The organism is Amycolatopsis sp. cg9 (assembly GCF_041346945.1).
In the GTDB taxonomy this organism is placed as follows: Bacteria; Actinomycetota; Actinomycetes; order Mycobacteriales; family Pseudonocardiaceae; genus Amycolatopsis.
The window spans coordinates 5,162,194-5,183,740 of the sequence record NZ_CP166850.1 but is presented as its reverse complement, the minus strand read 5'-3'; the positions used below and the strand labels follow the sequence as shown (position 1 = coordinate 5,183,740).

Genomic DNA, 21,547 nt, shown 5'->3' with positions numbered 1-21,547 from the left:
TCAGCGGGGCCGGCCGGCGTGGACGGACCAGCCGGGCCCGCCGACGCGGCCGAACCGAGCGACCCAGCCGAACCCGCCGACGCGGCCGAACCGGGCGACCCAGCCGGATCGGGCAGCGCAGCGGGACTGGCCTGCGTCGCCGGATCAGCCGGGCCAGTCGACGCGGCCGAGCCGGCCGGCCTCGCCGAGTCGGTCTCGGGGACTGGACCGGCCGGCGTCGCCGGTTCAGCCGATGCAGCGGGGCCAGCGGGCGTCGCCGGATCAGCCGCGGCGGCCGGGTCGGTCACGTAAGCCGGGTCGGGTGGGCGGGCCGGCTGCGCGGGCCGGTGTCCGGCTGGGTCGTTCGGTGGGGCCATGTCAGTCCACGGGGTTGATCGCGCGGAGGCGGCGCGGGCCGGTGTCGGGCCGGGTCGGGGGGAGGCCCAGCACCAGGCGCGCGTTGGCGACGAAAGCGCCGTCCGGTGAGGCCAGGATCGGGTCGAGCACCAGTGAGCGCACCTCGGGGTTGTCCTCGGCGAGCGCGGCCACGCGCAGCACCATGTCCTGCAGCGCGGCGAGGTCGGCGGGCTCGTCGCCGCGGTAGCCGGTGAGCAGGGGCGCCGTTCGCGGTTCGCGCAGCAGGGTGGCCGCGTCGACGTCGGTCAGTGGTACCGCGCGGTAGGCGCGGTCGCCCAGCAGCGTGCTGACCAGCCCGGACAGCCCGAACGAGACGAGCGTGCCGAACGACGGGTCGTCCTGCAGCCCGATCACGCACGACAGGCCCTTCGGCGCCATCCGCTGGACGTAGACGTCGTCGTCGCCGGAGATCTCGCGCAGCGTTTCGTAGGCGGTGCGCACCGAATCGCCGGAAGCCAGGTCGAGCCGCACCCCGGCCAGGTCGGGGCGGCCGCGCAGGCGTTCGTCGACCGCCTTGAGCGTCACCGGGTAGCCCAGCTCCGCCGCCGCCGCGACCGCTTCGTCCACAGTGGACACTATGCGGAACGGCACGACGTCGATGCCGTAGCAGCCGAGCAGCCGCACGACGTCGGTGTCGGACAGCAGCGTCGTCTTGCCGCTCTCGGTTTCCAGCAGCTCGCGGACGAGACCCTGCGCCTGCTCGGTGTGGATCCCCTGCGGCCGCACCAAAGTGCCCTGCGGGCGCTGCCGCCACGCCGCGTACCGGACGACCCTCGCGAGCGCGTTCACCGCGCGTTCCGGGCTCGGGTACGACGGGATCGAACCGCGCGTCGGGACGCCGTCGCCGGTGAACACCGCCAGTTCGTCCGGCACGCCTTCGGCCGCGAGGAACGTCGAGACGATCGGCTTGCGCTGCCCCAGTTCGACCACGGTCTCCCGCAGGGCGCGCGCGTACGCGGTGCCGGGGATGGCGATCGGCGGTGCGAAGACGACGACCAGCGCGTCGGTCTCCGGCGAGGTCAGCGCCTCGCCGACCGCCTTCGCGAAGTCCTCCGGGCTCGCCTGCGGGCCGACGTCCACCGGGTCCGAGGCCAGCCGCAGCCCCTGCATCCGCGCGGTGTCCGCGGCCAGCAGCCCGATCGCGCTGGAGTTGCCGACGATCGCGACCCGCGGCCCGGCGGGCAGCGGCTGGTGGGCGAACACGAGCGCGGTGTCGAACAGCTGCGCCAGCGACTCCACCCGCACGACGCCGGCCTGTTCGAACAGCGCCTGGACGCTGGCTTCGTCGATCTCGGTGGACGTCGCGGCCAGCTGCGGGCGGACCGCGTGCCGCCCCGACTTCACCGCGACGATCGGTTTCGTGCGCGCGAGCCGCCGGGCCAGCCGCGCGAACTTGCGCGGGTTGCCGAAGGACTCGAGGTACAGCAGCACGAGATCGGTGTCCGGGTCGGTTTCCCAGTACTGCAGCAGGTCGTTGCCCGAGACGTCGGCGCGGTTGCCCGCCGAGACGAACGTCGACAGCCCGAGGCCGCGCGCTTCGGCGTCGGCGAGGATCGCGGTGCCCAGCGCGCCGGACTGGCAGAAGAACCCCGTGCGCCCGCGGCCCGGCAGCCGCGGCGCGAGCGTGGCGTTCAGCCGGATGCCGGGCGCGGTGTTGAGCACGCCGAGGGCGTTCGGGCCGACCACGCGCATGCCGTGCGCCCGCGCTTCGCCGACCAGCCGCAGCTCGGCGTGCAGGCCGTGCGGCCCGGCTTCGGCGAAGCCGCTCGACAGGATCAGCAGCGTCTTCACGCCCTTGGCCAGGCAAGCGTCCAAAACGGACTCGACGGCCTCGGCGGGCACCGCGACGACGGCCAGGTCGACCGGGTCCGGGATGTCCAGCACGGACGGGTACGCCCGGACACCGCGGATGGCGCGGTGCTCGGGGTTGACCGGGTAGACCGTGCCGGTGAACGCGGCAGCCAGCAGGTTCACGAAGGCGACGTGGCCGACCTTGTTCGGCTCGGCGGAAGCGCCGATCACCGCGACCGACGCCGGGTGCAGCAGGTTGTGCACGCTGCGCGCCTCGGCCGCCTGCTCCCGCGACCGCGCGACGGCGAGCGACTCCTCGGTCGGGTCGATGTCGAACTCCAGGTGCAGCACGCCTTCCTCGATCTCGCGGCTGACCTGGTAGCCGGCGTCGCGGAAGACCCGCACCATGGCGGCGTTCTCGGCGAGCACCTCGGCGACGAACCGGCGCAACCCGCACTCCGACGCGGCGGCGGCGAGGTGTTCGAGCAGGATCGAGCCGAGCCCGCGTCCCTGGTGCGCGTCGCTCACGACGAAGGCGACCTCCGCCGACGGCCCGCTGTCCAGCCGCTCGTACCGCCCGACGGCCACGATGTCGTCGCCCAGGAACGCGGCGAACGCGACCCGGTCGTGGTGGTCGACGGTGGAGAACCGCTTGAGGTCCTTCTCCGGGATCCGCGGGTAGGCGCCGAAGTAGCGGAAGTACCGCGTGCGTTCGGACAGCTTGCCGTGGAAGGCGACCAGCCCGTCGGCGTCGGTGGGCACGATCGGACGGAGGTGGACGGTGCCGCCGTCGGACAGCACGACGTCGGCCTCCCAGTCGCGGGGGTAGTCGAAGGGGTCCCGGCCGGTCATGATCAGTCCCTGGGGTCGTCCGGGTCGAGGCCGTGCAAGGGGAACACGGCACGGCGGGTGTCCCGGACGGCGATGTCGACGGGATCGTCCTCGCCGTCGCCCCACGGCTTGAACCCGGTGTCGCGGTCGTCGGTCATCGCCCGCGGGAGCTCGGCGTGCGGCGCGGCCTTCCCGACGGTGGCGGTCCAGCCCGGCGGCAGCGGCGTCGCCGGGTCGACGTCCCGGTCGAGGACGGTGGCGATCAGGTGCGTCCACGACCGCGGCACGACGCGGATCAGCTGGTACCCACCCCCGCCGACGGCGATCCACTTGCCGCCGGCGTAGGTCTCGGCGAGGTCGCGGAGGGTGGTGTAGATGGTCCGGTGCCCGTCGACGGACAGCGAGAGGTCGGCGAGCGGGTCTTCCTCGTGCGAGTCGACGCCGCACTGGGTGAAGAGCAGCTGCGGTTCGAAGTCGGCGAGCAGCGAGGGGACGACGGCGGTGAAGGCGCGCAGCCAGCCGGGGTCGCGCGTGCGCGGCGGCAACGGGATGTTGACGGCGGTCCCGTCGGCCTTCCCGCGGCCGGTCTCGGCGGAGTAGCCGGTGCCCGGCCAGAGCGTGAAGGGGTGCTGGTGCAGCGAGATGGTGAGGACGCGCGGGTCGTCGTAGAAGGCGGCCTGGACCCCGTCGCCGTGGTGGACGTCGGTGTCGATGTAGGCGATCCGCTCGAAGCCGTGGTCGAGCAGCCACGAGATGGCGACCGCGCAGTCGTTGTAGACGCAGAACCCGGACGCCTGGTCGCGCATGGCGTGGTGCAGCCCGCCGGCGATGTTGACCGCGCGGGTGGCCTCGCCCTCGGCGATCTTGCGGGCGGCGAGCAGGGTGGACCCGACGACGAGCGCGGAGGCGTCGTGCATGTCGGAGAAGACGGGGTTGTCGGAAGTCCCGAGCCCGTGCCCGACATCCCACCCGACGAGCGGCGCCTCCCGCACGGCGGCGAGGTATTCGGGAGCGTGCACCCGGAGCAGCTCTTCGTCCCCGGCGGCGGTCGGCACCAGGAGCGGGACGTCGTCGAGCACCCCGAGCTCGGTGGCCAGCCGGACGGTGAGCTCCAGCCGGACGGGGTTGAACGGGTGATCCCCACCCAGGTCATAACCGAGAAGGGCGGAGTCCCAAACGACGGCCGGCGACATAGTGTCCGACTGTAGTGCCGTTCGGGGGACTGTGTGTCCCTGAAGTACAGCCGGTCGGGGTGTGGACGCCGGTCGGGGGCCTGGCGGCGGGCGGGGTGCAGGCAGGCCCACCAGTCGGCCGAGCACCGCGGCGCGTTGCGCGAGTGCGTCCGGGCGCCGCCGGTTGGGCGGCGGGGCCCGTCGCGCCTGTGGGCAAGCAGTCAGCCGGGCAGGGGGCCTGTCGCCGCGGGGCGGTCGGGGTTGCGGGACCAGTGGGACCAGGAGCCCGCGTACAGGCCTGCGCCCGGGTGGCCGGCCAGTTCCAGGGCCAGTACCACCGAACTCGCCGTCACCCCTGAGCCGCAGTAGGCGGCGACCGGCTCGCCTGGGCGCAGGCCCAGGTCCGCGAAGCGCGCTGCCAGCTCCGCCGAGGCGTGCCAGCGGCCGTTGTCGGCGATGTGGCCGGAGAAGGGGGCGTTCACCGCGCCCGGGATGTGGCCCGCGCGCGGGTCGACCGGTTCCGTCTCGCCCGCGTAGCGCGGGGTTGCCCGGGCGTCGAGGAGGAGGCCGTCGCGGGCCAGGGCGGCTGCTTCGTCCGCGTCGAGGACCGGCATCGCGCCCGGGTGGACGGTGATGTCGCCCGGGGCCGGGTCCGCCGGCTCGATGCTGACCGGGTGTTCTTCGGCCGACCACGCCGCGTAACCGCCGTCGAGGACCGCCACCTCTTCGTGGCCCGCCCAGCGCAGCAGCCACCACGCGCGGGCCGCCACCGAGCCGTCGGCGTCGTCGTAGGCCACCACCGGGTGACCTGTCCGCACGCCCGCCGCGCGCAGGTCGCGCTGCAGGTCGGCCGGGGTGGGCAGGGGGTGGCGGCCGCCTTCGCCCGGCTCGGCCGCGAGGGCTCGGTCGAGGTCGACGAACACCGCGCCGGGGATGTGGCCCGCCGCGTAGGACTCGGCGCCGGGCGGGCCGGCGAGCCGCCAGCGGACGTCGAGGACGACGGGCCGTTCGGCGGCCGGGCCCGCCAGCGCGGCGGCGAGGTCGGTGGTGCTGATCAGCGGACGCATGCCCCCATCTTGCAGCGGCCCGGCGCCCGGCCGCGCCGGGGTGCGGACATCTCCCCTACCGGCGAGTCGGCGCCGATCCAGCCTGACGCAGGCGGACCCGGCCCGCAGCCGATCCGCGCGAGGCGGCGGTTTCCGCCGCGGCTGCCGTCGGCTCGGTAACTGACGGCACAGTATCCGCCAGGCCCGCCGCCGCTGTCGGTGCCAACGACTACGATGAGCAACGCGGACGAAGGGGACAGCGTGAACGATCTCATCGACACCACCGAGATGTACTTGCGTACGATCTACGAGCTCGAAGAAGAAGGTGTCGTTCCGCTGCGCGCCCGCATCGCCGAGCGCCTGCAGCAGAGCGGCCCGACCGTGAGCCAGACCGTCGCCCGGATGGAACGCGACGGACTGGTCGTGGTCGCCGACGACCGGCACCTCCAGCTGACCGACCACGGCCGCGAACTGGCCATCGCCGTCATGCGCAAGCACCGCCTGGCCGAGCGCCTCCTCGTCGACGTGATCGGGCTCGAGTGGGAGCACGTGCACAACGAGGCGTGCCGGTGGGAGCACGTGATGAGCGAAGCCGTCGAGCGCAAGCTGGTCAAGCTGCTCGACCACCCGACCACCTCCCCGTACGGCAACCCGATCCCGGGCCTGGACAAGCTGGGCGACGGCGACCCCGCGCCGCCGGCCGAGGCCGACCTCGTCCGGCTCGACGAGTTCGCCCGCACCGGTGGCGGCCGCGTCGAGATCCGGCGCATCGCCGAGCACGTCCAGCTGGACGAGTCGCTGATGACCGAGCTCAAGTCGGTCGGCATCGTGCCGGGCGGCACGGTCACCATCGGCAAGGCCAACGGCGGCACCATCGAGGTCACCGGCGGGGACACCACCGCCCAGGTCGCCACCTCCGCGCTGCACGCCGTCCTGGCGCAGGCCAGGTGAGCCCCGCTTCGGAGGCCGTGGCGGCGTTCCGCACGGTCCACGGCACCGCGCCCACCGGCGTCTGGTCGGCGCCCGGGCGGGTCAACCTGATCGGCGAGCACACCGACTACAACGACGGCTTCGTGCTCCCGTTCGCCCTGCCGCACCGCCTGGCCGCGGCCGCGGCGCCCCGCGAGGACGGCGTCCTGTCCGTGGCCACCCTCGGCGACGACGGCCAGCTCCAGCGCTCCGGCGAACTCAAGATCGCCGACCTGGCGCCGGGCACGGTCGACGGGTGGGCCGCGTACCCGGCGGGCGTCGCCTGGGTGCTGCGCGACCAGGGCTTCACCGGCGGCGCCGACCTGGTGATCGCCGGGGACGTGCCGTCCGGGGCGGGGCTGTCCTCCTCCCACGCGCTCGAGTGCGCGGTGTCGCTGGCGTTGCTGGGCCTGGCCGGCCTGGAGCTCGGCGCTCCCGGCGACCGCGTCCCGACGCGGCCCCAGGTGGCGCGGTGGGTGCAGCACTCGGAAAACGACTTCGTCGGCGCGCCCACCGGCCTGCTCGACCAGACGGCGTCCCTCTGCTGCACCGAGTCGCACGTGCTGTTCCTCGACGTGCGGTCGGGCGAGCAGGAGCAGGTGCCGTTCGGCCTGGCCGAGGCCGGGCTGCAGGTGCTGATCATCGACACCCGCACCAAGCACTCGCACGCCGAAGGCGGCTACGGCGAGCGCCGCCGCGGCACCGAGCGAGCGGCCGAGCTGCTCGGGGTGAAGGCGCTGCGCGACGTCACCGTCGACGGCCTCGCCGAGGCCCTCGACCGGCTGCCGGACGACCTGGTGCCGCTGGTGCGGCACGTCGTCACCGAAAACCAGCGGGTGCTCGAGACGGTCGAGCTGCTGCGCGCCGGGCGGCTGGCCGAGATCGGGCCGTACCTGGACGCCTCGCACGTCAGCATGCGCGACGACTACCGGATCTCCACGGCCGAGCTGGACCTCGCGGTCGACTCGGCGCGGGAAGCCGGCGCCCTCGGCTCGCGGATGACCGGCGGCGGCTTCGGCGGCTCGGCCATCGCGCTGGTCCGCGACGCCGACCTGGACCGGGTCAAGGCGGCCGTCGAAGCGGCGTACGAGAAAGCCGGCTACCGACGCCCGCGGATGTTCACCGCGGTGCCCTCCCGCGGCGCCGGCCGCGACGAGGTCTGAGGCCGCGCGGGTCCGTCCGGGGCAACCCCCGCGCGGACTCGCGCGTCGCCGAGGGGGAAGACTGGAGCGCATCACCACCCTCGGCAGAAAGGCCTGGACGTGTCGGAGCAGAGCAACGCCCTGAAGCTGGTCGTGACGGGCGGAGCGGGGTACGTCGGCAGTGTCTGCGCAGCCCGGCTGGTCGAAGCCGGGCACCAGGTCACCGTGGTCGACGACCTGTCCACCGGGCACGCCGACGCCGTCCACCCGGACGCGCGGTTCATCGAAGGCGACGCCGCCGAGGTGGCGGGCAGCCTGCTGCGCGAGGGCTTCGACGGCGTGCTGCACTTCGCGGCCAAGTCGCTGGTCGGCGAGTCGATGACGGAGCCGGCGAAGTACTGGGAAGGCAACGTCGTCACGTCGCTGCGGCTGCTCGAGGCCATGCAGGAGCACGGCACGCCCCGGCTGGTGTTCTCCTCGACCGCGGCGACCTACGGCGAGCCGGAGCAGTCGCCGATCCCGGAGTCGGCGCCGACCCGGCCGACCAACACCTACGGCGCCACGAAGCTCGCCATCGACGCCGCGATCACCAGCTTCGCCACCGCGCACGGCCTGGCCGCGGTGAGCCTGCGCTACTTCAACGTCGCCGGCGCGTACGGCGCCTTCGGCGAGCGCCACGCCACGGAAACCCATCTCATCCCCCTCGTCCTGCAGGTCGCCACCGGCGACCGCGAGCACATCTCGATCTTCGGCGACGACTACCCGACGCCGGACCGCACCGCGGTGCGCGACTACATCCACGTCGTGGACCTCGCGGACGCGCACCTGCTGGCGCTGAAGCACGCGACCGCGGGCGAGCACCGCATCTACAACCTGGGCAACGGCACCGGGTTCTCCGTCCTCGAGGTGATCGAGGCCTGCCGCGAGGTCACCGGCCACGCGGTGCCGGCCGCGGTGGCCCCGCGCCGCGCCGGCGACCCGTCGGTGCTCGTGGCGGCCAGCGACCGCGCCCGGGAAGAGCTCGGCTGGAAGCCCGAGCGGACCGAACTGACCGGGATCGTCCGCGACGCCTGGGAGTTCACCCAGGCCCGCCGCGCCGCCCAGGGCTGAGGCACCGGCCGGCCCTGAAGCTCGGGGCTCTCGCGTACAGAGCGCCCGCGCCGGCAGCACCGCGACGGCCTCCCCCGCTCGTGGCGGCCGGCCACCGACGCCTGGGAGCCCGGGCCGGCCGGGGCTGAGCCGCCGTGGGTGGCGGGCAAACCGCTCCCCCGGCCGCGGAGCGTCCACTCGCGACAGTCCGCCGGGGACCGCGGCTCATCCGGCACGGCTCGGCTCGGGGTCCGGCAGGATCGGCCCGAAGCCGGACGGTTCGGCGCAGCTCGCCAGGCCCAGCAACTGTTCCGGGGGCATGCCGCGGTCCAGCACCTTCAGCAGCAGGTCCGCCAAGACGTGGCCCGGGTCCGCCGTCAGCGCGTTCTCCAGGGCCATGCCCGCGAACGTGCCCTCGCCGCGCAGGTAGGCCGCATAGCCCAGCAAGGCGGCCGGCTCCGCGCGTTCCGGGGCCGGGAGCTCGCGGACCAGCGTCAGCCACAGGCACTCCGCTTCCCGGGCTGTCGAGCTGTGCGGTGGGACCGCCGTGCTGAGGCACGCGTCGCGGATCTCCGGGATCGTCAGGGCGCTCGCCAGCCGGACGGCTTCCTCGTCGCTCGGCGGTCCTTCGCCCCGGCGCTGGCGGGCCAACGCGGCCCTGATCTCCGACGCCGGGTCGAAGTCGACCGGTTCGGGCAGCCGGGTCAGCAAGTCCGCCCGGCGGGCGAGGGCCTCCGGGCAGCGCGGGTCGAGGAGCGCCGCCAGCTCGGCGCGGCTGTCGAACACCACCCGGCCGGCCTCGGTGGCGGCGGCCGCCACCACCGTCGCGCGGGGGTCCGGGAGCCGGCCGGCGCAGTCCTCGTCGGTGTAGCAGGCCCACGGCGCGTTCGTGGTGATGCCCGGTGTCCACAACGCGTGCAGGACCGGGAGGCCGTACTCGCCCAGCGCCGTCTCCAGGTGCTTGACGAAGCCCGCGTGCGGCGGCGGGCTGCCGGGTCTTCGCCGGCTACCGACGAGCGCGACGGTCACGCCCGCGTGGCGGCCCGCCGCGAACCGTGGAGCGATCGCCCGCGCTTGGCGGGCGCGGTCTTCCCGCCGGGGGACGTCGGCGCGCAGGACCAGGCCTGTGCGGTCGCCCTCGGGAGCGCGGTGGCCGAGCAGGACGACGGACTTCTCGGGGCGGAAGCCGATCAGGTACGGGAGCGCGGCCAGCAGCAGCGCGGGGTCTCGGAGGTCGACCGGCAACCGGCCGGCCGGGGTGGCAGTGGTCATGCCTCCACCGTGGGGCACGACGGGGCCGGCTGGGGCGGTCGCGGCAAATCTGTGGATGGCCGGGACCGATGTGGACGGATCCGGCCCGGGGACGGCCGCGCGGGCCGTTCCTGTCGGTGGGGCGGGCTATGCTGCCCGGCCCCACCGACCGGCGCGGGTCACCCGCAGTGCTCGAAGCCGCTTTCGTAGGTGTTGCTCCCGACCGAACCGCCCCACTTCACGCAGGTGGACCCGGCCGTCTTCTTCACCGGCCCGGCGTAGTAGGTGAAGCTGCCGGAGTCGGTCACCCGGGTCGAGCCCTGGACCTCGAGGAACGCCGCGACCGGGCTGGCCGTGCCGAGCGACGTCGCCTTCAGCGTCGTCACGCAGTTCGCCTGGGTCGAGGCGTTGTACAGCAGGTACGCCGTGCCCGAGGAGTTCGCCAGGCCCTGCTGGTCGATGACCGAGAAGCCCGAGCCGCAGACCTCTTCGGCGGAGTACGGGTTGCCGCCGCAGCCGTTCTTGCTCGTGAAGTTCGTGTGGCCGTAGTACGGCACGGCGACGCCGTTCAGCTTCGCCTTCTGCACCACGCCGTCCAGCCGCTCCTCGAAGTGCAGGTGCGGCCCGGTGACCCCGCCGGTCGCGCCCGCCTTGCCGATCTCCCTGCCGCCGGCGACCGACTGGCCGACCGAGACCTCCTGGGCCGACAGGTGCGCGTACCGGGTGCGCCAGCCGCCACCGTGGTCCAGCTCGATCCACTTGCCGTAGCTCGTGCTGCCTTCGTCGGCGACGCGCGTCACCGTGCCGGACGCCGAGGCGAGCACGGGCATCCCGGTGATGCCGTCCTTCTGGAAGTCGACGGAGTACGCCGGGCTGTGGCCGCTGAACGTCGCCGCGGTCACCGTGACGCCGCACTTGAACGGCACCTGGAAGTTCGGCGCGGCCGAGGCGGTCGCCTGGCCGGCGAGGGTGAGGCCGAGCGCGGGCAGCGCCGCGGCGGCGGCGAGCACGGCGAGCCGTCGCAACCTGGACATGGGCGGAACCTCCTGACGAACGGGACAACTTGACTCCACGAAGGGAAGCCCGCGTCGGTACATTTTCCGTACAAGCACCCGCGGAGGACACCCGGAATGATGCCCCGACGAGCCAGGTTCCCCTCGGCGCAGGGCTGGCTGCGCTGGGCCCTCATCGCGGTGCCGATGGTCACCGCGATGCCCCGCGCGGACGCGCTCGCCTGGGTGCTGATCGGGGTCACCCTCGCCCTGTCCATCCCGATGCCGTGGGTCCAGGACCTCGGCGCCCGGACGTCGTCGGCGGTCCTGGCGCTCGCCGTGATCGCGTCCGCGGGCGCGCTGTGGGTGGTCCTGCCGGGCAGCTGGGCGTCGGTCGCGATGTTCAGCACGACGTTCTTCGTGGTGCTGCGCCAGTCCCCGGTGCCCATCGTGCTGGCGGTCGTGCTGAACGCCGCGCTGATCACCGCGGTCTGGGTGCTCCGCCAGGACCTCTGGGAAAGCGCCCTGTCGACGTACGCGGTCCTCGCCGTGATCGTGCTGATGGGGTTGAACCGGCGCGCCCGCATCGCCCGCATCGAGCAGACCGAGCTGGCGCTGGCCCGCGCGCAGACGGCCAACGAGGAGCACGCCCGCGCGGCCGCGCTGGCCGAACGCGCCCGCATCGCCCGCGAACTGCACGACGTCCTCGCGCACTCGCTCGCCGGGCTCTCGCTGAACCTGCAGGGCGCCCGGCTGATGCTGGTGCGCGACGGGGCGAGCCCGGACGCCGTCGCCCAGCTCGAACGGGCCCAGCAGCTGGCGTCGGAAGGCCTCGCCGAAGCCCGCCAGGCCGTCGCCGCGCTGCGCGAGGACGCCGTGCCGGCGGAACGCGCGATCGCGGACCTGCTGGCCGCCTACCGGCTGGACAGCGGGGCGCGCGCGGACCTCGAGGTCGACGGCGAGCCGCGGGAACTGGACCCGGCGGTCGGCACCGCGCTGGTCCGCGCGGTGCAGGAGGCGCTGGCCAACACCCGCAAGCACGCCGCGCACGCCGATGTCGACGTCAAGCTGGACTACGCCGACGGATCGGTGCGGCTGACGGTGACCGACCGGCAGGGCAGGCGGCCGCCGGACGCACCCGCGGCAGGCTACGGTTTGCGCGGGATGGGCGAACGGGTCGCGCTGCTCGACGGGCACGTGGAGAGCGGGCCGGGGGAGGACGGATGGCGGATTCACCTGACGGTGCCGGCGTGACCCTGCGCGTCGTGCTGGCCGACGACCAGGCCGTGGTCCGGGAAGGCCTGGTCACGCTGCTCGGGCTGCTGCCCGGGGTCGAGGTGGTCGGTGCCGCCGCCGACGGCCTCGCCGCGCTCGCCCTGGTCGCCGAGCACCACCCCGACGTCGTGCTGGTGGACCTGCGGATGCCGCGCTGCGACGGCGTGGAGACCACCGAGCGCGTCCGCGCCGAGCACCCCGGCACCGAAGTCGTCGTGCTGACCACGTACGCCGACGACGAGTCGCTGCTGGCCGCGTTGCGCGCCGGCGCCCGCGGGTTCCTCACCAAGGACGCCGACGCCGAGGCCATCGCCAGGGCGCTGCGCTCGGCCGCCGCCGGGCAGTCCACAGTGGACGGCGAACTGCAGCGGCGGCTCGTCGAAGCCGCCACCCGGGGCGCACCCCGGCGCGTCAAGGAGGTCGACGGCCTGACCGCGCGCGAGGTCGAGGTGCTGCGGCTGATCGCGGCGGGGCTGTCGAACACCGAGATCGCGCGCACCCTGGTGGTCAGCGAGGCGACCGTGAAGACCCACGTCAACCACTTGTTCGCCAAGGCGGGCCTGCGCGATCGCGCGCAGGCCGTCGCCTTCGCCTACCGGGCCGGCATCGCCGGCTGACTCACTTCGCGGGCGGGATGTTCGCGTTGTGGTGGAACACGTTGCGCGGGTCGTACCGCGCCTTGATCCGCGCGAGCCGCTCGTACTTCTCCGGGCCGTACGACGTCCGGACGCGGTCTTCCTCGTACTCGGCCATGAAGTTGACGTAGCCCGCCGGGTTGGACACGTGCGGGACCAGCGCCGTCCAGAACTCGCGCACCCACGCGCGGTCCACGGTGTACGGCTCCGGCTCGAACGCGAGCGAGTCGATGTTGATCAGGATGCTGTCCCGCCGCGGGCCGCCGAACGCCGTCGCGTCGTCGGCGACCTCGGTGAAGGCCCCGCGCATCGAGAAGATCGGCATGATCGACAGCGGCGACGCCTTGCGCGGCAGGAAGTCCGCGATCACCTCGATGACCTCGTCGGTGAACCCGTCGGCGTAGGCGGCCTTCTCGTAGGCGAGGATGCCCCACGGCGCGGCGTCGTCGAGCATCCGCTGCAGCTCGACGTACGGGATCGGCGAGACGAACTCGAACAGCGGCGCCGGCCCGGACCGCGCGGCGCGGATCGCCTCGGCGTGCTGCTCCTCCCCCGCGAACCCGGCGATCATCAGCGCGTACCCGGGCCGGAAGTGGTGGGCCTCGGGGACGAACGGCGCGGGCGGCGCGTTGAGCCCCGCGACGAGCACGCCCATCTCGCCCGGCAACGCCTCGAGCACTTCGCGGGCCTGGCGCAACGCGGCGGTGCCGTCCTCGAGACCCCAGAAGAACAGCCCCAGGTAGACGATCGGGCCGACCGGGTGCAGCCGGAACTCGAACTCGGTGACGACGCCGAAGTTGCCGCCGCCGCCGCGCAGCGCCCAGAACAGGTCCGGGTGCTCGCCGGCGGACGCGCGCAGGACCTGGCCGTCGGCGGTGACGACCTCGGCCGAGAGCAGGTTGTCGCAGGAGAGCCCGTGCTTGCCGGTGAGCCAGCCGAAGCCGCCGCCGAGGGTGAGGCCGCCGATGCCGGTGTGGCTGATCGTGCCGCCGGGCACCGCGAGCGCGTGCTCCTGCGTGGCGGTGTCGAGCTGCGCCCACGTCGCCCCGCCGCCGCAGCGGGCCGTGCGGCCGGCCGGGTCGACGGTGATCGCGTCGAGGGAGCTGAGGTCGAGGCAGAGGCCACCGTCGACGACCGCGGCTCCCCCGTAGTTGTGCCCGCCGCCGCGCACCGAGACGTCGAGCGCCGCTTCGCGCGCGTACGCGAGCGCCGCCGCCACGTCCGCCGCCCCGGCGGGCCGCACCACCACCGCGGGCCGGCGGTCGATCTCCCCGTTCCAGACCGACCGGGCGGTGTCGTAGCCGGCGTCACCGGCGGTGAGCACCGGGCCGGTCAGGCGGGCGCGCAGGCTCTCCAGGGTGGGTTCGGCGGTCGAGGTCATGGCGGCTCCTCTCGCTGGGTGCCTTTGAGTCGCCTGACCTGCGGTGATCGTTACACGGGGTGATCATCGGGGCGGGGGAGCAAACGCTGCGTGAACCCGGCGTCGGCCAGCCGGCCGGACGCCCGCTCGACTCCGGCCGGGACGTGCTGCGGGATCACGAAGCCGCGCTCGGCGTACTCGGTGATCCGCTGGGTCTCGCCGACGAGCATGCCGATCACGCGCTCGACGTCCTCTTCCCCGGTGACGTGGTCCTCGAACGAGGCCGCCTTCGACGCGCACACGACGTCGACGCCGGGCCAGAGCCGTTTCGCCGTCGCGTAGGCCCGGCGCTGCTGGTACGGCCGCGTCACCAGCGTCACCGACCGGATCCCCCGCCCGGCCAGCAGCCGGCGGGTGAACGCGATGTTGTCGCCGGTGTTGCGGGCCTCGGGCTCCACCAGGATCACGTCGTCCGGCACGCCGAGGTCCAGCGCGATGTCGCGGTAGTGGACCGCTTCGCCGCGCGGGAAGCGGTCCACCGTCGTCGGCGCGTTCGCCCCGGTGAACACCACCAGCGGGAACCGCCCGGCGTGGAACAGCTCCGCCGTGTGGACGGCGACGCCCGGGTCCCGGCTGCCGAGGCCGACGCCGACGTCCGACCGGCGCGGCTCGTGCCGCAGGTCGTGGTACTCCCACAACGTCCGGACGTCGGCGCGGAGGTGCTCCGGCAGCATCAGCCGAACGCGGCTCGCAGCGCGGGCTTGCCGCCCGTCACCGGCAGCGTCACCGACGTCCTCGTCAGGTCGAGCGCCAGCCCCGCGCCCGGCTTCGGCCGCAGCGTGTAGTCGTGGTCGCTGGAGGCGAGCAGGAACTCGAGCCGGTGGCCGGCGGCGAGGACGTAGTCCTTCGGCATCAGCTCGACGCCGATCCGGTAGGTCTGCCCGGGCGTGATCGGCTCGGTGCGGGCCGGGGACGTGCGGTTCTGCGGGTCGGTCCAGCCGCGGCTGATCACGTGCGACGAGCCGTCGGGGGCGCGATCGAGCAGGATCGCCGAGACGTTCGCCGCGGGCCGGTCGAAGGCCAGCGCCAGGTCGGCGCGCGCGGTGCCGGAAAGGCGCACGGACTGCTTCGCCGCCGAAGTCGCGTACAGCAGGCGGTTCCCGGAGGAAGCGAGGCCGGCCAGCTGCTCGACGGTCTTCGACGAGTCGTCGGCGAGGGTCTCGACGGCCGCCTTGCCCGGCACCGGGTTGCGCGTGTCGATGGCGCCCTTGGACCGGCCGCCCGGCCACGGGTAGACGCGGACGTCGGCGGTGCCCGGCGCCGGCCAGTCGGCCTCGTCGGTCCACGACAGGTCTTCGCGCTGGATCGTCGCCTTCGGCTCGTTCTGGATGCCGTTGCCGACGCCGTAGAGGTAGTGCGACATCCACTTGTTCAGCGTTGCGAGCCAGACGTCGCGGCGCAGCGAGTACGGGTCGGCGTGCCCGGACTGGTGCAGCCAGATCTTGTGCTCGACCCCGTGCGCCTTGAGCGCGTCGTACCACTCGGCGACCTGGTCGGTCTTGACGTTCCAGTCGTTGAGGCCGTGCACCGCGAGCACCGACGCGTGCACCTTCGCGACGTCGTTGCGGTAGTTGCGGACGTCCCAGAACGGCGTGTAGTCGCCGGTCACGCGGTCCTGGTCGCGGGTCAGGCCGTCGATCACCGGGCGGCAGACCTGGCGGTCGGCGCGGGTGTGGACGTACTCGGCGAGCACGTCGGCGTCCTCGCCCTGGTAGCCGCCGGCCGCCACGACGGCGCCGTCGTTGCGGTAGTACTGGTACCAGCTGGAGATCGCGGCGATCGGGACGATCGTCTCCAGGCCTTCGACCCCGGTGCTCGCGACGGCGTTGGGCAGCGTCCCGTTGTAGGAGACGCCCATCATGCCGGTCTTGCCGGTGCTCCAGCCGGCCGTCGCCGCGGCGCCGCTCGCGTCCTTCGCGGTCGTGCGGCCGTTGAGCCAGTCGACGACCGAGCGCGCGCCGATCGTCTCGTTGACGTCGCCGGTGGTCGGGCAGCCGGTCGAGAGGCCGCTGCCGAGCGATTCGCCGTAGACGACGGCGAAGCCGCGGGCGGTGAAGTAGTCCTGGTAGCGCCAGGTGATCGGGGTGGCCGGGCCGACGCCGTGCGCGGCGACGCGCGGGCCTTCCGGGCCGCGGGCGTACCCCGGCGCGTAGAGCTCGACGTCGACGTCGTGGTTCGCGACGTCGTTGCCGCCCGCGTAGTACGGGCTGGCCTGGTAGACGACGGGGACCTTCATCCCCTGCTGCGTGGCGCGCGGGCGGACGACCTGGGCGTGCACGAGGTCGTCGGCGCCGTCGTGGTCGCTGTCGACCGGCGCGGTGACCCAGACGTCCTCGCGGACGACGTCGGCCGGGTCGAACACCGGTTGCGCCTGGCCACCGGAGAACACCGGGGCGGGCGGATCGGCGGCTTCCGCGGCGACCGCGGTCAGCGGCAGCGCGAGGACGGCGGCGAGCACGACTGCGGCTTTCACACAAACCCCCAAGCCGGGCGAAGCGGACGGGTTCCGAGACTTCCGTCCCGGCCTCGGGGGTGTCAAGAGACTAACGTCGGAGGCATGCCGACCGTGGAAGCGCCGATCGCCGCCGTGACCGTCTACCCGCAGCAAGCCCGGATCACCCGCCGGGGCTCGGCCCCGCTCGACCGCGGGTCCCGCCTGACGTTCGCCGGCCTCCCCTTGGCCCTCGACCCGGCTTCGGTGCGCGTCACCGGCACGGGCCCGGCGCTGATCACCGGCGTCGACGTGCGGACCGAGCGGCACGCGTCCCCGGCCGACGCGGCGTTGCGCGCCCTCGTCGAGCAGCGACGCGCGGACCAGGCGACGCTCGACGGCGTCGTGGACGACGAAGCGGCCGAAGCGATGAAGGTGGATCTGCTGACATCGCTGGCGAAGCGGAGTGGGGGCAGCTTCGCGAAGGCGCTGGCCGCCGGGACCGCCGAACCCGCGCGGGTGGGCGAAGTGACGGACGCGTTGAGCGCGCGGCTGGCTTCGGCGTTGAAGGCGCGGCGGGTGCTCGCGGCGCGGATCGCCCGGCTGCGCGAGGACCTCGCGGCGCTGGACCGGCGGATCGAAGCGCACAGTGCGCGGTCCGAAGAGGACAGCACCTCGGTGGTGGTGGAGCTGGAGATCTCGGATCCGTCCGGTTCGGCGGACCTGGAACTGTCCTATGTGGTCCCCGGGGCGAGCTGGGAACCGGGGTACGACGTCCGGGTGCGCGGGACCGACGTGACCGTGGTGTCGTACGGGCTGGTCAGCCAGTACACGGGTGAGGACTGGCCGGAGTGCGAACTCGCTTTGTCGACCGCGCGGCCCGCGGTTTCGGTGGTGGTACCGGAGCTTTCGCCGTGGTACCTGGACCGCGTCCACCCGGTCCCGGCGGCGCCGGCCGCGGCGTACGGCGGTTCGGGTGGCGGGATTCCCGAAGGCGCGCGGACGGCCCGGTTCGCGATGGCCGCTCCCGCGATGGCACCGAAGCCGGCATCGGTCGAGCAGGGGACGACGGCGGTGACGTACCGGCCCTCGCGGCCGGTGGCGGTGCCGTCGGGAGCGCAGGGGCACCGGACGACGTTGGCTTCGCTGTCGCTCACGGCGGTTTTGGGGTACGTGACGGCTCCGGTGCTGGCCGAGGAGGCATACCTGCGCGCGGTCGTGGTCAATTCTTCGGAGTACGCCTTGCGGCCGGGGCGGGCTTCGGTGTTCCACGAGGCCGAGTTCGTGGGGACGACGGTGCTCGAGCCGTGGGCGCCCGGGGAAGAGATCGAACTGGCGCTGGGCGTCGATGACCGGATCCGGGTGGAACGGGAACTCGTGCGGCGGACGGCGTCCAAGGCGACTCTGTCGGGGCAGAAGCGGCGGGAGGCGGAGTACCGGATTTCGGTGGCCAACCACGGGCCTCGGGAGGCCGTGGTGACGGTGCTGGACCAGGCACCGGTTTCCCGGGACGACGCGGTGACGGTGAAGGACGTGAAGACTTCGCCGGAGCCGGTGGAGACTTCGGCGCTGGGCGAGTTCACGTGGAAGCTTGAGCTGGGGGCCGGGGAGACGGGTGAGGTGAAGCTTTCTTACCGGGTGGATGTGGCGAAGGGCGTGGAGCTGTCGGGGTGGCGGGAATGAACGTCAGCTTCCGGCCGCCGGGCCGGACCGCTCGTCGGACGGCGGCTGGTCGAGGTTCTGTTCCCGCTTCTTCTGCTCGGTCTTGAGGCGGTAGACCTCCTCGGCGAAATCCCCGAGTGCCTTTTCCTGCGACTCGTCGTCGGGGCCGTAGTGCTTGTACCGGCCTACGCCGAGGTCGAGCGCTTCCCACTCGGATTCGATGGCGTCCGCGGTCTGCTGGAGATATGCCCCGCGCTCGCGGTACTTGAAGGCGGCGATGAACCCGCTGGCGATGCCGACCAGGAAGCTCGTCGCCATGGTGCCCCATTTCGCCAGGGGTGAGATCAACGAGATCCCGGCGATCGCCGTGGTGGCCAGGGAACCGATGATGAGAACCCCTTGCAGCGCGTTCTGGATTCGCCGGTACCGCTTGTTCTCCGCGCGGAATCGGTCGACGTCGGAAAAGGCTTCGGCTTTGTAAGCGAGTCGTCGCTGCTTGAGAGTCAGCTCGCCCTCACTGACCGACAGCTTGCGTTTGTCGCGCAGCAGCGTCAGTTCCAGGTCCAGCTCGGCCTCGAGCTTGCGGTCACCCCAAAATTCCTGGCCGTTGTGGGTGGCCGGCCCGCCGGGCCGGAACTTGAGGTGGCACGCCTTGGCCACCATCACCAGTCCGGCGAGTCCCACCACGGTGGAGATCTGGGAGTTCGCGGACCGGATGTCGAACTGGGAAAATCCGCTGGCGATCCACAGCCCGACGAGCAGGAGCGGGCCCGTGACGACGAGGACGTTCCCCCAGCGCTTCCGGCGCCGGGCCACGAGGAGTTCGTACTCCAGCCGCCGGATCTCGTGATCCAGGTGAATCAGTTTTTCGGCGGGTGACTGCACGACGGCGGCGTCCGGTGCGGAGACCACTTCTCCCCCTGAGTCTCGTGGCTATGCGGCGGTCAAGCATAGCGAGACGAGCAGGCCCGGCCGGCCCTTGCGGACCGGCCGGACCCCGCGCGCCCGAGACTAACCCTGTGCGATGTACGCCTGCAGCTGTTCCTGGCTCTGCTCCAGCTGCTCCATCCGGTTCTTCACCACGTCCCCGATGGACACGATCCCGGCCAGCCGCCCGTCGGCCAGCACCGGGACGTGGCGGATGCGGCGCTCGGTCATCAGGACCGACAGCTGGTCCACCGAATCGTCCGGCGAGCAGCTCGCCACCAGCTTCGTCATGATCTCCGAGACCGGGCCGTCCAGCAGGGCCGGGCCGCGCTCGTTCAGGCGCCGGACGACGTCGCGTTCGGAGACGATTCCCGCGATCGAGCCGTCGGGGGCGACGACCACCATCGCGCCCACGTTGTGTTCGGCCAGGCCGGTCAGCAGTGTGGTCACCGTGGTGTCCGGGGTGACCGTCGCGACCGCCGTCCCCTTCGTGCGCAGCAGATCCGCAATCCGCATGGCGATCCTTCCCGTCGGTGAGCTGGATCACCACAGGGTAGGTCCCCCCGGCACCGCGCGAAAGTCCGGCAAACGGGGCGTTTTCGTGGTATTCGAACCGATTCAGCCGAGGCGTTCGGCCAGGCCGTCCAAAGCCGAGCGGATTCCGGCCGCGTAGTCGTCGTCGCAGAGGGCGTCGAGGCGGGCGCGGGCCAGGGCCAGTTGTTCGCGGGCGGCCGCCAGGTCACCCAGTTTGCGGTAGTCCTCGCCCAGGTTGAGGTGCAGGGACGGGTAGAACCCGCGCACCGCCAGGGACGCGTGGTACTCCTGGGCCCGCGCGTCCGTCAGCGAATCCGCCGCCGCCAGTGCGCGCAGGTCCCACTCGAGCTCCTCGGCCGGGTCGTCGCAGACGTCGGCCATGTGGTGGGCCAGCGCGACGCGGTGCAGCGGGTCGCCGTCCTGGCCGATCGAATTCCACAGCTGCGTGAAGGTCTCGTACGCGCCGGCGCGGTCGCCGCCGATGTGCTGCCGCAGGCCGGCGTCGATCGCCACCATCACGTCGTCGGTCATGCCGCTCCCTCGTCCACCAGCTCCCGCAGCCGGGCCAGTCCCGGCCCGATCCGCTCGGCCGCGACCGCACCGTAACCGAACACCAGCCCGTGCCGCCGCTCCCCCACCCCGAAGTCCCCCAACGAGTACAGCCGCACGCCACGCCGTCGGGCCGCGCGGACCAGCGGACCGCAATCCGACGCCGCGGCCGCGCTCAGGTGCAGGCCCGCGGACGACGGCAGCGGCGTCAGGAAGTCCGCGAACGAAGCCAGCGACCGGGTCAGCAGCTCGTGCCGCTCGCGGTAGACCTTCCGCATCCGCCGGACGTGCCGGGCGAAGCCGCCTTCGGCCATGAACGCCGCCAGCGCCGCCTGCTCGACGTTCGGCGTGTGCCAGTCCGTCAGGTAGCGGGCCTTGACCAAGGCCGGCACGAGCGACGGCGGCGCGATCAGGAAACCCAGCCGCAGCGCAGGCGAGAGCACCTTCGAGAACGAGCCGACGTAGACGACGCGGCCCCGGGAATCGAGGCTGTGCAACGGTTCCAGCGGCCGGCCGGTGTAGCGGAACTCGGTGTCGTAGTCGTCCTCGACGAGCACCGCGTCGTTCCGCTCGGCCCAGTCGAGCAGCTCGAGCCGGCGGTCCAGCGACATCGACAGCCCCAGCGGGTACTGGTGCGACGGCGTCACGTACACCAGCCGCGTGCCGGCCGGGATCGCGCTCACGACGATGCCGGACGCGTCCACCGGCACCGGCGCGACCCGGACGCCGCGCGCGGCGAGGACCAGCCGCGGCGGCGGGTAGCCGGGGTCCTCGACGGCGGCGAGGTCGCCGTCCCGGAGCAGCACCCGCGCGACCAGGTCGGTCGTCTGCTGCGCGCCGGCGGTGACGACGACCTGCGCCGCGCTCGCCCGGACGTCCCGCGACACCCCGGCGTGCCGCGCGATCTCCTCGCGCAGCGGCGCCAGCCCCTGGGGGTCGCCGTAGGTCATCAGGTCGGCCTGGCCGGCGCGCAGCCGCTGCGTGACCAGCCGGCGCCAGGTGTCGAACGGGAACCGGGTCAGGTCGGGGACGCCGGGCCGGAAGTCGAACTCCGGCGCCGGGGCGAACGGCGCCGGGGGCAGCGGAACCGCGTCCCATTCCGGCAGCGGCCGCACGCCGGACACGGGCGACGGCTCCGGGCGCGCGGCCGCGGACGCCGTGACGAACGTGCCGGCGCCGACGCGGCCGGTCAGGAACCCCTCGGCGGTCAGCCGGTCGTAAGCCGCGCTGACGGTCGTCCGGGAAACCGCCAGCCGCTGCGCCAGCTCGCGGGTCGGCGGCAGCGCCTCGCCGGACCGGATCCGGCCGGCCAGGATCGCCGCGCGGAGCTGCCGGTAGATCGCGTCGCGGTGCCCGCGCGCGCCGGTCAGGTCGATGTGGATCTCCACCGGCGCCAGCCTAGATTGGCCCACCGGACTCTGCGCGGATTTGGCAC

The 21,547-nt window shown here is 73.3% G+C and carries 18 protein-coding genes; 6 read left to right on the top strand and 12 right to left on the bottom strand.

Going from position 1 to position 21,547, the window contains the following annotated elements; all coding sequences use genetic code 11:
• Positions 1-357: 357 nt before the first annotated feature.
• The 3 genes from AB5J73_RS24780 to AB5J73_RS24770 form a co-directional block, all read right to left on the bottom strand.
• A complete protein-coding gene (locus tag AB5J73_RS24780; protein ID WP_370972718.1) occupies positions 358-3,039 on the bottom strand; it encodes a GNAT family N-acetyltransferase in 2,682 nt (893 codons plus the stop codon).
• Between the two features lie 2 nt (positions 3,040-3,041).
• Positions 3,042-4,211 carry an acetoin utilization protein AcuC gene (locus tag AB5J73_RS24775; RefSeq protein WP_370972715.1) on the bottom strand — a complete coding sequence of 390 codons (1,170 nt, stop codon included), beginning with the start codon at positions 4,209-4,211 and terminating at the stop codon, positions 3,042-3,044.
• Between the two features lie 200 nt (positions 4,212-4,411).
• Positions 4,412-5,257, bottom strand: a complete 846-nt coding sequence (locus AB5J73_RS24770) for a sulfurtransferase (RefSeq protein ID WP_370972711.1) — start codon at positions 5,255-5,257, stop codon at positions 4,412-4,414.
• A 213-nt stretch (positions 5,258-5,470) separates the two neighbouring features.
• Between AB5J73_RS24770 and AB5J73_RS24765 the strand changes: the two genes are divergently transcribed.
• The 3 genes from AB5J73_RS24765 to galE all read left to right on the top strand — a co-directional run bounded on the left by AB5J73_RS24765 (position 5,471) and on the right by galE (position 8,457).
• Complete coding sequence (locus AB5J73_RS24765) at positions 5,471-6,187, top strand: metal-dependent transcriptional regulator (protein ID WP_086865273.1); 717 nt, start codon at positions 5,471-5,473, stop codon at positions 6,185-6,187.
• Positions 6,184-7,368, top strand: a complete 1,185-nt coding sequence (galK, locus tag AB5J73_RS24760) for a galactokinase (RefSeq protein WP_370972707.1) — start codon at positions 6,184-6,186, stop codon at positions 7,366-7,368. The genes AB5J73_RS24765 and galK overlap by 4 nt, the downstream gene beginning before the upstream one ends.
• Positions 7,369-7,467: 99 nt before the next feature.
• Positions 7,468-8,457: a UDP-glucose 4-epimerase GalE gene (gene galE, locus AB5J73_RS24755; protein WP_370972704.1), complete on the top strand. Its 990-nt coding sequence runs from the start codon at positions 7,468-7,470 to the stop codon at positions 8,455-8,457.
• Positions 8,458-8,661: 204 nt separating this feature from the next.
• Here galE and AB5J73_RS24750 read toward each other — a convergent pair whose 3' ends face one another.
• Both AB5J73_RS24750 and AB5J73_RS24745 read right to left on the bottom strand, forming a co-directional pair.
• Positions 8,662-9,708 (bottom strand): DUF4192 domain-containing protein, encoded by a 1,047-nt coding sequence (locus AB5J73_RS24750; RefSeq protein WP_370972701.1) that lies wholly within the window; start codon positions 9,706-9,708, stop codon positions 8,662-8,664.
• Positions 9,709-9,866: 158 nt separating this feature from the next.
• Positions 9,867-10,721 carry a M23 family metallopeptidase gene (locus AB5J73_RS24745; protein WP_370972698.1) on the bottom strand — a complete coding sequence of 285 codons (855 nt, stop codon included), beginning with the start codon at positions 10,719-10,721 and terminating at the stop codon, positions 9,867-9,869.
• 96 nt (positions 10,722-10,817) lie between these two features.
• Between AB5J73_RS24745 and AB5J73_RS24740 the strand changes: the two genes are divergently transcribed.
• Complete coding sequence (locus AB5J73_RS24740; RefSeq protein ID WP_370972695.1) at positions 10,818-11,933, top strand: sensor histidine kinase; 1,116 nt, start codon at positions 10,818-10,820, stop codon at positions 11,931-11,933.
• Positions 11,930-12,571: a response regulator gene (locus AB5J73_RS24735; RefSeq protein ID WP_370973306.1), complete on the top strand. Its 642-nt coding sequence runs from the start codon at positions 11,930-11,932 to the stop codon at positions 12,569-12,571. The genes AB5J73_RS24740 and AB5J73_RS24735 overlap by 4 nt, the downstream gene beginning before the upstream one ends.
• A gap of 1 nt (position 12,572) precedes the next feature.
• Here the strand turns inward: AB5J73_RS24735 and AB5J73_RS24730 are convergent, their stop codons facing one another.
• The 3 genes from AB5J73_RS24730 to AB5J73_RS24720 are packed head-to-tail and all read right to left on the bottom strand — an operon-like array spanning position 12,573 to position 16,482.
• Positions 12,573-13,970: an FAD-binding oxidoreductase gene (locus tag AB5J73_RS24730; protein WP_370972692.1), complete on the bottom strand. Its 1,398-nt coding sequence runs from the start codon at positions 13,968-13,970 to the stop codon at positions 12,573-12,575.
• Positions 13,971-14,020: 50 nt separating this feature from the next.
• The gene (locus AB5J73_RS24725; protein ID WP_370972689.1) at positions 14,021-14,683 is read right to left on the bottom strand and encodes a YdcF family protein; all 663 of its coding nucleotides are present in this window, start codon (positions 14,681-14,683) and stop codon (positions 14,021-14,023) included.
• Positions 14,683-16,482, bottom strand: a complete 1,800-nt coding sequence (locus AB5J73_RS24720; protein WP_370972686.1) for a Xaa-Pro dipeptidyl-peptidase — start codon at positions 16,480-16,482, stop codon at positions 14,683-14,685. The genes AB5J73_RS24725 and AB5J73_RS24720 overlap by 1 nt, the downstream gene beginning before the upstream one ends.
• A gap of 84 nt (positions 16,483-16,566) precedes the next feature.
• Here AB5J73_RS24720 and AB5J73_RS24715 point away from each other — a divergent pair, with 84 nt between their 5' ends.
• Entirely contained in the window at positions 16,567-18,123 is a 1,557-nt protein-coding gene (locus AB5J73_RS24715) for a DUF4139 domain-containing protein (protein WP_370972683.1), read from the top strand.
• Positions 18,124-18,126: 3 nt separating this feature from the next.
• On the opposite strand, the gene AB5J73_RS24710 is transcribed toward AB5J73_RS24715, so the two are convergent.
• The 4 genes from AB5J73_RS24710 to AB5J73_RS24695 form a co-directional block, all read right to left on the bottom strand.
• A complete protein-coding gene (locus tag AB5J73_RS24710; protein WP_370972681.1) occupies positions 18,127-19,014 on the bottom strand; it encodes an SLATT domain-containing protein in 888 nt (295 codons plus the stop codon).
• A 99-nt stretch (positions 19,015-19,113) separates the two neighbouring features.
• Positions 19,114-19,545: a CBS domain-containing protein gene (locus AB5J73_RS24705; protein ID WP_370972679.1), complete on the bottom strand. Its 432-nt coding sequence runs from the start codon at positions 19,543-19,545 to the stop codon at positions 19,114-19,116.
• A gap of 102 nt (positions 19,546-19,647) precedes the next feature.
• Complete coding sequence (locus tag AB5J73_RS24700; RefSeq protein WP_370972676.1) at positions 19,648-20,094, bottom strand: hypothetical protein; 447 nt, start codon at positions 20,092-20,094, stop codon at positions 19,648-19,650.
• The gene (locus AB5J73_RS24695; protein ID WP_370972674.1) at positions 20,091-21,500 is read right to left on the bottom strand and encodes a PLP-dependent aminotransferase family protein; all 1,410 of its coding nucleotides are present in this window, start codon (positions 21,498-21,500) and stop codon (positions 20,091-20,093) included. The genes AB5J73_RS24700 and AB5J73_RS24695 overlap by 4 nt, the downstream gene beginning before the upstream one ends.
• Positions 21,501-21,547 lie beyond the last annotated feature (47 nt).